Below are 9,731 nucleotides of genomic sequence, written 5' to 3' on the forward strand. Positions count from 1 at the left end.
CCTTTGCAGAGGTTTTTACCGTGCGGCGCGTTGCGGCACGGTCATCAAGGTCACCGAATGGATAAGTACACCCCGCGCACCTGGCAGCCCCACGAGCGTCCGGCCCTACCGGGTTCGCCGTCTACGCCGTTGCACTCCACCCGCAAACGCTGGGCTTATGCCCTGGTCGGCCTATTGGTGGCAATCACTGGCGGCCTGGGCAACTCCCTGGTAATCGCCAACCTGACTTACCTACAAGGCGCATTGGGTGCGACCACCGCCGAAATGGCCTGGCTGCCCGCCGCCTATGTGATGACCAACGTCTCGATGAACCTGCTGCTGGTGAAGTTTCGCCAGCAGTTTGGCCTGCGGGCGTTTACCGAGGTGTTCCTGGTGCTGTATGCGCTGGTGACCTTCGGCCACTTGTTCGTCAACGACTTAAGCTCCGCCATTGCCGTGCGGGCGGCCCACGGCATGGTCGGTGCGGCGCTCAGTTCCCTGGGCTTGTACTACATGATCCAGGCGTTTCCGGCAAAGTGGCGGCTCAAGGCCCTGGTGCTGGGCTTGGGCACCTCGCAATTGGCCTTGCCATTGGCTCGGCTGTTCTCCGAAGACTTGCTGCAAATCGCCGAATGGCGCGGGCTGTACCTGTTTGAACTGGGCATGGCGCTGACCTGCCTGGGCTGCGTGTTCCTGCTCAAATTGCCGCAGGGTGATCGCCTCAAGACCTTTGAGAAACTCGACTTCCTCACCTTCGCCCTGCTGTCTACCGGCGTGGCGTTGCTGTGTGCGGTGCTGTCCCTGGGCAGGATTGACTGGTGGCTGGAAGCACCGTGGATCGGCATCGCATCGGCCTGTTCGCTGGTGTTGATCATGGCCGGCCTGGCTATCGAGCATAACCGCGCCAACCCGATGCTGATGACCCGCTGGCTGGGCAGCGGGGTAATGATTCGCCTGGCGTTGGCGGTGATCCTTATCCGCATGGTGCTCTCGGAGCAGTCCACCGGCGCCGTGGGCCTTTTGCAGGCGCTGAACATGGGCAGCGAGCAGATGCGCACCCTGTATCTGGTGATGCTGGTGGGGGCGATTGCCGGTTTAGCCACCAGCGCGCTGACCATCAACCCGGCCCATTTGCTGATGCCGCTGGTCATTTCCCTGGCGCTGATGGCCACCGGATCAGTGATCGACAGTTTCTCCAGCAACCTGACCCGACCGCAGAACATGTACATCAGCCAGTTCCTGTTAGGCTTCGGCGGCACGTTCTTTCTTGGCCCGACCATGGTCCTGGGCGTGCGCAACGTGTTGACTAACCCCAGCAACCTGGTGAGTTTCTCGGTGCTATTCGGGATTTGCCAGAACCTTGGCGGGCTGATTGGCGCAGCGTTGCTCGGCACCTTTCAGATCGTGCGGGAGAAGTTTCACTCCAGCATGATTGTCGAGCACCTGACCTTGATGGACCCTCGGGTGGCCGCACGGGTGCAGAGCGGCGGCTCGGCTTACGGTTCGGTGTTCGCCGATCCGGAACTGCGCAACCTGATGGGCATTCGCAGTCTGGCCACGGCGGCCACCCGTGAAGCCAATGTCATGGCTTATAACGACGTGTTCATGCTGATTGCGGTGATCGCGGTACTGACCATGATCTGGATTTTTATCCACAGCCTGTGGCTGATGAGTACCACCAAAGCTGCCGTAAGTGCAGCGCCTCCCGTTCAACCTAGCGGTGCACTTTCTTCATGACCGAACCGACGACTACGACTACCAACGCCATTGCTTCCACCCCGCAAGACAGCGCCCCGCCCAGTATTGCGGCCACCGAACCACGTTCATTGTGGGTGCGGATCATCTCGTCCCTGGGCTTTGCCGCGATTGCCATCGTCGGGGTGTTGATCGTGCTCTATGCCTGGCAGTTGCCGCCGTTCAGCAGCGCCGTGGAGACCACCGAAAACGCCCTGGTGCGTGGCCAGGTGACGATCATCGGGCCGCAGCTCAGCGGTTATGTGTATGAAGTGCCGGTGCAGGACTTCCAGTTCGTCAAGGCCGGGGATTTGCTGGTGCGCCTGGACGACCGCATCTACAAGCAACGCCTGGACCAGGCCCTGGCGCAATTGGCGGTGCAACAGGCGTCTCTGGCCAATGTGGTGCAGCAACGCAACAGCGCCGAGGCGACCATCAAGTTGCGGCAAGCCGCCTTGGTCGACAGCCAGGCCCAGGCCCGCAAAAGCACCGCCGACCTGCGCCGCAATGAAGAGTTGATCAGCGACGGCTCAGTGTCCAAACGCGAGCTGGACGTGACCCGCGCCGCCAGCGCGCAAACCATCGCTGCCGTGGCCCAGGCCCAGGCCAGCCTGGAAATCGCCCGCCAGGACTTGCAGACGGTGATCGTTAATCGCGGTTCATTGGAGGCCGCCGTGGCCAGTGCCGATGCGGCGGTGGAGCTGGCGCGCATCGACCTGTCCAACACCCGCGTGGTTGCCCCGCGCGACGGGCAACTGGGGCCGATTGGCGTGCGCCTCGGTGCTTACGTTAACTCCGGCGCGCAGTTGATGGCCCTGGTGCCGAACCAGTTGTGGGTGATTGCCAATATGAAAGAAACCCAAATGGACAATGTGCAAGTGGGCCAGCCGGTGACCTTTACCGTTGATGCCCTGAACCACCGCAAATTTCACGGCACGGTGCAGCGTATTTCCCCGGCCACCGGTTCTGAGTTCAGCTTGTTGCAGGCGGACAATGCCACGGGCAACTTCGTCAAGATCGCCCAGCGGGTGCCGGTGAGGATTACCGTCGACCCGGATCAGGAGCAGAGCGAGCGCTTGCGGCCGGGGTTGTCGGTGGTGGTGAGTATTGATACGGCGGGAAGGCTCCAGAACACACCTCCCTAAGCTGCGAAGAAATGTTGGTTAACCCACCGCGGCGTCGACAAGCAGCACCGTTTCATCCGGCCATGACCATGGGGGGCAGGGTGCCGAGCAGGGAAACCGCCGCAACGGCCGCCACACCCAGTAGCCATTCCAGTAGCACGCTGGCTTTCAGCGTGCCCAGCCGCTGCTCGCAGTTGTTTATGCGCAGTCGGTTCAGTAGCGCCAGCCCCAGCATTGCGGCCACCAGCAGCACTTTGACCAACAGAATCAAGGCAAAGCCGGTGAACAGCGGCGTCGGCCAGAACTGCCCGGTGAGGACGCGAACATTGATCAAACCGGTCACCAGCAAGCCCGCCACCATGCCATAACCAACACCGCTGAAGCGTCTGAGGATTGGCTCCAGTGGAGGGTGTGCAGATTGCCTGAGGATCAACACCAGCATCAGTAAACCGCCGAGCCAGGCGCTGACACAGACCAAATGCACCACTTGATTAAGGATCAACAATTGCCCACTGATACCGTCGAGCATGGCGCCATGGCCTACCGGCGCCAGGGTTGCCAGCAGCAGCGCGCTCAACGGCAGGCGCAGGGCGGTCCAGGGCATCATGAAACTGAGTGCCAGCAAAACATTCAGCAGCAGGTGCCAGGCCCAGACCTGACCGAAGAAGGTTTTGCCCAATACCAACTGCACGGTCGACAGCTCTAGCGCCGCTGGCCAGGAGCCCGCGATGCTGGCGGTGATCAGCAATAGCCAGGCGACCCCGGAAACCAGGGCCAGCCAGGCCAGCAGACGGGTGATGCGTGTCAGTTGTCGGTCCAGCACCGGCTGCGGTTTCGCGCCCAGCAGCCAGGGCCTGAATGCACAGGCCCCGAACATCAACAGCACGACGATGAAATGCAGGAAACGGCACAGAACCAGCAGCGTAGCCATGGATTATTGGCCGACCTTGAAGCTGTAGCGGCCTTCGCTTTTGTGGGTGTCGACCGACACAGCGTGCCACTCGACCTTGTAGGTGCCGGCGGCCAAGGGGGCAGCGGGTGTCACCACCAGGACTTTCTTGTCGGCGTCCGGGGTTTCCAGGCCCTTGACCGCCACTTCGGTGCCGTCCTTGCTCAGCGAGACGTTGGTGAAGGTGGCTTCGATGCCTTCGCTAAAGGTCAGTCGCACGTCCTTCGGCGCGGCGACAGTGCTGTCGGCTGCGGGTGTAGCGCTTTTTAGGTGCGCGTGGGCAAATGCCGCCGAGGCACCCAGCAAGGACGCGAGCAGGGCCACGGTGGTGAGGGTTTTCTTGATCAACATTGTTCAATACCCATCAACTGGAAAGGAGCAGCAGTGTACGAAGTTTCGGCTTGGCCTGTCGCCCCGATCTAGAGCGGATGGTAGTCTCTGGGACATGTTGTTGTCAGGGAGCCCTTATGGGCAATCACAAGATCGGTATTCGTCGTGTTAACGTCGAAAAGATTCTGCTGGCGGCTGAAAAGGTCTTCGCCGAAAAGGGCTATGGCAGCACCGCCATGGCCGATATCGCCGAAGAAGTGCAACTGCCACGCTCCAATCTGCATTACTACTTCAGCACCAAAAGTGAGCTGTACAGCGCGGTGCTGTTTGACCTGCTGGAAGTGTGGAAGCAGGACGCGCTGTGCTTTGAGATGTTCGATGACCCCCGCGTAGTGCTCAGCAGTTACATCCGCGCCAAGATGCAGCATTCGCGCAGTCGCCCCTATGGCTCGAAAGTCTGGGCCAACGAAATCATCCACGGTGCCCCGACCCTCGGTGAGGCGCTGGACGCCAGCCTGTACGACTGGGCCAAGATGAAGGAGGCGAAAATTCGCCAATGGGTGGAAGACAAACGCATCTTGCCGGTGGAGCCGTCGAGCCTGCTGTACATGATCTGGGCGTCGACCCAACACTATGCTGACTTTGATCATCAGGTGATGATTTTGAACGACCACGCGCCGCTGTCGGACATGCAGTTTGAAAGGGCGGTGCAGACGGTGACCAGTGTGATTTTACGGGGGATTGGGTTGGAGCCTTGAGCCTTGTGGTATTAGCGCCGGCCTCATCGCGGGCAAGCCCGCGATAACGGTGTCTATCAGGCACCGATGAAGGTCAGGTTATTACACCGACTCCCGATAGGGATTCCTTGGGTCTTGCGTCCAGTTGAGAAATGGCTTGCCCGTATCTACCGGTACCATCTCAATGCAATCGGCCACCGGGCAGGTGATCTGGCACAAATTGCAACCCACGCACTCATCATCAATCACTTCGTATTTATGCGTCCCATCCGCCATTTTGAGGCTGGCAATGGCCTGGTGTGAGGTGTCTTCGCAAGCGATATGGCAGCGCCCACAACCAATACACGCTGCCTGATCAATCTTGGCAATCACCTGATAGTTGATGTCCAGGTACTTCCAGTCGGTGGTATTGCCCACCGCCCGCCCGGAAAATTCCTGCAAATTGGCGTAACCCTGGCTGTCCATCCACCGCGACAGCCCATCCTTCATTTCTTCGACGATCCGAAAACCATGGAGCATCGCTGCTGTGCACACTTGCACTGCGCCGCAGCCCATGGCGACGAACTCCGCCGCATCGCGCCAATTGCCAATGCCGCCAATCCCGCAGATGGGCAAGCCCTGGGTCTGCGGGTCGCGGGCGATTTCTGCGACCATGTTCAGGGCTATCGGCTTGACCGCTGAACCGCAGTAGCCGCCGTGGGTGCTTTGGGTGCCGACCATCGGCAAGGCGACCATGCGTTCCAGGTCGACGCTGGTGATGGAGTTGATGGTGTTGATCAGCGACACCGCATCGGCACCACCGCGATAAGCCGCACGGGCAGCGATGCGGATGTCCGTGATGTTGGGTGTGAGCTTGACGATCACCGGCAGCGAGCAATAGGTCTTGCACCAGCGCGTCACCTTTTCCACGTACTCCGGTACCTGGCCCACCGCCGCGCCCATACCCCGTTCCGGCATGCCGTGGGGGCAGCCGAAGTTCAGCTCGATGCCGTCGCAGCCGGTGGCTTCCACCAGGGGCAGGATGTGTTTCCAGGACTCTTCGACGCACGGCACCATCAACGACACGATCAGGGCGCGATCCGGCCAGTCTTTTTTCACCTGGGTGATTTCCCGCAGATTGATCTCCAGGGAACGGTCGGTGATCAGCTCAATGTTGTTGATGCCCAGCACTTCTCGGTTGGCGCCATAGTGCGCCGAGTAACGGGACGAGACGTTGACCGCCGCCGGGTCCTCACCAAGGGTTTTCCAGACCACGCCACCCCAGCCGGCTTCGAAGGCGCGGACCACGTTGTAGGCCTTGTCGGTGGGCGGCGCGGAGGCCAGCCAGAATGGATTGGGGGCTTTGATACCGGCGAAGACAATCGAGAGATCGGCCATTTACGCAGCCTCCACGTTGAGCATGAGTTGGGCGTGCATGGCCTCGGCGGCCAACTTGCCGTGCTGGACGGCCTGGACGGTAAGGTCCTGGCCGAGGCTGACGCAGTCACCGCCGGCATACACGCCGGGGATGCTGGTGCGCAGCTGTTCGTCGACGAAGATGCGGTCGCCCTGGCGTTGCAGTTGGTGGGCCAGTGGATCGTGCAGAGCCTCGTCGTCGAAACCTTGGCCGATAGCCTTGAAGATGGCGTCGGCGGCCAGTTCGAAGGTTTCGCCTGTAGGCTGCAGGCGACCATTTTCCATGCGTGTGCGAGCAAAGCGCATGCCGCGCACATGGCCCTGATCATCCAACAAAATTTCCTCCGGTTGGGCCCACGTCAGCAGGCGCACCTGATTGGCCTTGGCGATGTCTTGCTCATGGCCGGTGGCGCCCATTTCGCTCAAGCCACGGCGGTACACCAGATTGACGTCGCGGGCGCCGAGGCGGGCCATTTGCACGGCCATGTCGATGGCGGTGTTGCCGGCGCCAAGGACGATGCAGCGGTCGGCCAAGGGCAGTAGGCTGAGGTCATCGGCCTGGCGCAGTTCACGGATATAGTCGGTGGCGGCGACCAGGCCTGGCGCATCTTCGTGAGGTAGGCCCAATTGTTTACTGGCGGCAAGACCCAGGCCGAGGAACACCGCGTCGAATTGCTGGTGCAATTCACTCAAGGTCAGGTTGTCGCCCAAGCGCTGGCCGTGGCGAATTTCGATGCCGCCGATTTGCAGGAGGAAGTCCAGTTCCTTCTGGGCGAAGTCGTCCACCAGCTTGTACTTGGCGATCCCGTATTCATTGAGGCCGCCAGCCTTTTCCCGTGCTTCGAAAATCACCACGTCATGGCCGTGCAGGGCGCTGCGATGGGCGCAGGACAAACCCGCTGGCCCTGCGCCGACCACGGCGATGCGCTTGCCGGTGGGCGCGGCACGTTGAAACGGATGCTCGCTGAAGTGTGCATTGTCGACGGCATAACGCTGCAGCAGGCCGATCAGCACCGGGGCGCACTCTTCGGCGTTGTTGCGCACGCAGGCTTGCTGGCAGAGAATTTCCGTCGGGCACACTCGGGCACAACTGCCGCCGAGGATGTTGGCCGAGAGAATTTTCTGCGCCGCGCCCTGGACGTTTTCCGTGTGGATATTGCGAATGAACGACGGGATATCGATCTCGCTGGGGCACGCGTTGACGCACGGTGCGTCATAGCAGTAAAGGCAGCGCGAGGCTTCCAATTGCGCTTGCCGGGCGTTGAGCGGCGGCGCCAGGTCGGTGAAATGGGCGGCGAGGGCGGCCGCATCTTCGTGGGGGTGTGGAAGATGGTTCAGGGTCTGGATCACGGTATTGGCCTCACGGTTTGCCTCTAACGGGCATTGTTTTTGTTGCCTGGGCGGACGCTATTGCAGGCAAGCCAAGCCCCACAGGGGAATGCATTTCAAATGTGGGAGCCGGGCTTGCCCGCGATAGGCCGAAGGCCGCTTTCAGCGTTTTACAGCCACTGGCCTGGAATGCTCAGCCCGCTTGCTCAACTGCTCGAACACCGACGGATACGCCGGCCGTTCGACATAACGTCCGGCACCGCGCTCAGCTCTTAAATCGCCATCAACCCAGACCAACTTGCCCTGGCTGATGGTATGGCTGGGCACGCCGCGCACGGTCTTGCCTTCGAAGATGTTGAAGTCCACCTGCTGGTGGTGGGTCTTGGCGGAAATGGTCCGTGTGCCTTCGGGGTCCCAGAGCACCAGGTCGGCATCGGCACCGACACGGATCGCACCTTTGCGCGGGTAGAGGTTGAAGATTTTCGCGGTGTTGGTGGAGGTCAGCGCTACGAACTCCTGCATCGACAACCGCCCGGTGTTGACCCCTTCGTCCCACAACAGCGCCATGCGGTCTTCGATACCGGCGGTGCCGTTGGGGATCTTGCTGAAATCGTCCCGGCCAGCGGCTTTTTGCTCGGCGCAAAAGCAGCAATGGTCGGTGGCGGTGGTGTGCAGGTTGCCCGATTGCAGGCCATGCCATAACGCTTCCTGATGCCCGCGCGGGCGGAAGGGCGGGCTCATCACGTAGCCGGCGGCGGTTTGCCAGTCGGGGTGCTGGTAGACGCTGTCGTCCAGCAGCAAATGCCCGGCCAGGACTTCGCCGTAGACCGGTTGGCCCTTGCTGCGGGCGTAGGTGATTTCGTCCAGTGCCTCTTTGGTCGAGACGTGTACCAGGTACAACGGCGTACCGATGGTTTCAGCGATGCGAATGGCGCGGCTGGCGGCTTCGCCTTCTACCTGCGAAGGCCGGGACAATGGATGGGCCTCGGGACCGGTGATACCTTGGGCCATCAACTTGCGCTGCAAGTGATAGACCAGCTCGCCGTTTTCGGCATGCACCGTCGGCACCGCGCCCAGTTCCAGGCAGCGTTCGAAGCTGGCCACCAGGGTGTCGTCGGCGGCCATGATCGCGTTCTTGTAAGCCATGAAATGCTTGAAGCTGTTGATGCCGTGATGGCTGACCAACTCGGCCATTTCTTCGCGCACCTGCTCGCTCCACCAGGTGATGGCAACGTGAAAACCGTAGTCGGCCGCTGATTTTTCCGCCCAGCCACGCCACTGGTGAAAGGCGTCCATCAAGGATTGCTGGGGGTTGGGAATCACAAAGTCGATGATCGATGTTGTTCCGCCCGCCAGGCCTGCCGCCGTACCACTGAAAAAGTCTTCACTGGCCACGGTGCCCATGAAGGGCAGTTGCATATGGGTATGGGGATCGATGCCGCCGGGCATCAGGTATTGGCCGCTGCCGTCGAGTATCTGGGTGCCAGCGGGAATATCCAGATCAGTGCCAATAGCGCGGATTAGACCCTCAAGGCACAAGACATCGGCTCGGTAACTTTCATCATGGGTAATAACGGTGGCGCCACGGATCAACAGAGACATGCCGAGTTCCTCACGGGCTTGACCGGCTTATGCCAGTTCTAAGTGTTGTAGTGCATCGCGCCGCTGGGAAGGTTAATTCCTGTCAGCGGTGACAGGAATAGAAATTAGCCCGAGTTTTTAGAATGAGCAAGAATATTTTTTATAAGCTTATACGTTTATTAGATTGTTGATTTATAAGGATAATAAATAAAAATCACCAAAATGTAGCGTCCTCTCACCATTTTGACGCACTTGACAGGTTCCCAATATGAGCAACATTTCTTATTGCAAATCAGACGCTTGAGACATGCCTCTTGACGGGGGCGGGAAATAAAAATAATTGTGTTGCACCAGATTGAGTCCTGATGGTTCGGGCAACTTGCGCATTATTTGGCCTGAGTAACGCTGCAAGTACCGAGGGCTTGATCGGTCGAAACAATAAAGCTGGCGGTTGCAGGAGCTGAGTGCAACACGGTCATTGAATTGAAGCTGGAGCATCATGCCGCATAGCCATGGCCTTCTGCATCACCTCGCCCATAACTTCGATTGGGCATTTGAAGTCGAAGCGCTTAC

General features: G+C 60.1%; 8 protein-coding genes. 3 read left to right on the plus strand and 5 right to left on the minus strand.

The window, feature by feature from the left end; genetic code table 11:
* The first annotated feature begins 57 nt into the window (after nucleotides 1-57).
* Both FQ182_RS17305 and FQ182_RS17310 read left to right on the plus strand, forming a co-directional pair.
* A complete protein-coding gene (locus tag FQ182_RS17305; RefSeq protein ID WP_149415045.1) occupies nucleotides 58-1,716 on the plus strand; it encodes an MFS transporter in 1,659 nt (552 codons plus the stop codon).
* The gene (locus tag FQ182_RS17310) at nucleotides 1,713-2,858 is read left to right on the plus strand and encodes an HlyD family secretion protein (protein ID WP_149415044.1); all 1,146 of its coding nucleotides are present in this window, start codon (nucleotides 1,713-1,715) and stop codon (nucleotides 2,856-2,858) included. Before FQ182_RS17305 ends, FQ182_RS17310 begins: the two co-directional genes overlap by 4 nt.
* A gap of 52 nt (nucleotides 2,859-2,910) precedes the next feature.
* On the opposite strand, the gene copD is transcribed toward FQ182_RS17310, so the two are convergent.
* A complete protein-coding gene (copD, locus tag FQ182_RS17315) occupies nucleotides 2,911-3,768 on the minus strand; it encodes a copper homeostasis membrane protein CopD (RefSeq protein ID WP_149415043.1) in 858 nt (285 codons plus the stop codon).
* Nucleotides 3,769-3,771: 3 nt separating this feature from the next.
* Nucleotides 3,772-4,137 carry a copper homeostasis periplasmic binding protein CopC gene (gene copC, locus FQ182_RS17320; protein WP_149415042.1) on the minus strand — a complete coding sequence of 122 codons (366 nt, stop codon included), beginning with the start codon at nucleotides 4,135-4,137 and terminating at the stop codon, nucleotides 3,772-3,774.
* 116 nt (nucleotides 4,138-4,253) lie between these two features.
* Here copC and FQ182_RS17325 point away from each other — a divergent pair, with 116 nt between their 5' ends.
* Entirely contained in the window at nucleotides 4,254-4,874 is a 621-nt protein-coding gene (locus tag FQ182_RS17325; protein WP_149415041.1) for a TetR/AcrR family transcriptional regulator, read from the plus strand.
* An 81-nt stretch (nucleotides 4,875-4,955) separates the two neighbouring features.
* Here FQ182_RS17325 and preA read toward each other — a convergent pair whose 3' ends face one another.
* The 3 genes from preA to hydA all read right to left on the minus strand — a co-directional run bounded on the left by preA (nucleotide 4,956) and on the right by hydA (nucleotide 9,179).
* A complete protein-coding gene (gene preA / locus FQ182_RS17330; RefSeq protein WP_149415040.1) occupies nucleotides 4,956-6,230 on the minus strand; it encodes an NAD-dependent dihydropyrimidine dehydrogenase subunit PreA in 1,275 nt (424 codons plus the stop codon).
* Nucleotides 6,231-7,598, minus strand: a complete 1,368-nt coding sequence (locus FQ182_RS17335; protein ID WP_149415039.1) for an NAD(P)-dependent oxidoreductase — start codon at nucleotides 7,596-7,598, stop codon at nucleotides 6,231-6,233.
* Between the two features lie 141 nt (nucleotides 7,599-7,739).
* Entirely contained in the window at nucleotides 7,740-9,179 is a 1,440-nt protein-coding gene (gene hydA, locus FQ182_RS17340; protein WP_149415038.1) for a dihydropyrimidinase, read from the minus strand.
* Nucleotides 9,180-9,731: the final 552 nt, after the last annotated feature.

This window comes from Pseudomonas sp. ANT_H4 (genome assembly GCF_008369295.1).
Classification (GTDB): Bacteria; Pseudomonadota; Gammaproteobacteria; order Pseudomonadales; family Pseudomonadaceae; genus Aquipseudomonas.

Bases quoted from the DNA above. Each gene is read 5' to 3' on its own strand.
- FQ182_RS17310 (WP_149415044.1), top strand. From the start codon at position 1,713: ATGACCGAACCGACGACTACGACTACCAACGCCATTGCTTCCACCCCG.
- copC (WP_149415042.1), bottom strand. From the start codon at position 4,137: ATGTTGATCAAGAAAACCCTCACCACCGTGGCCCTGCTCGCGTCCTTG.
- FQ182_RS17325 (WP_149415041.1), top strand. From the start codon at position 4,254: ATGGGCAATCACAAGATCGGTATTCGTCGTGTTAACGTCGAAAAGATT.
- FQ182_RS17305 (WP_149415045.1), top strand. From the start codon at position 58: ATGGATAAGTACACCCCGCGCACCTGGCAGCCCCACGAGCGTCCGGCC.
- hydA (WP_149415038.1), bottom strand. From the start codon at position 9,179: ATGTCTCTGTTGATCCGTGGCGCCACCGTTATTACCCATGATGAAAGT.
- preA (WP_149415040.1), bottom strand. From the start codon at position 6,230: ATGGCCGATCTCTCGATTGTCTTCGCCGGTATCAAAGCCCCCAATCCA.
- copD (WP_149415043.1), bottom strand. From the start codon at position 3,768: ATGGCTACGCTGCTGGTTCTGTGCCGTTTCCTGCATTTCATCGTCGTG.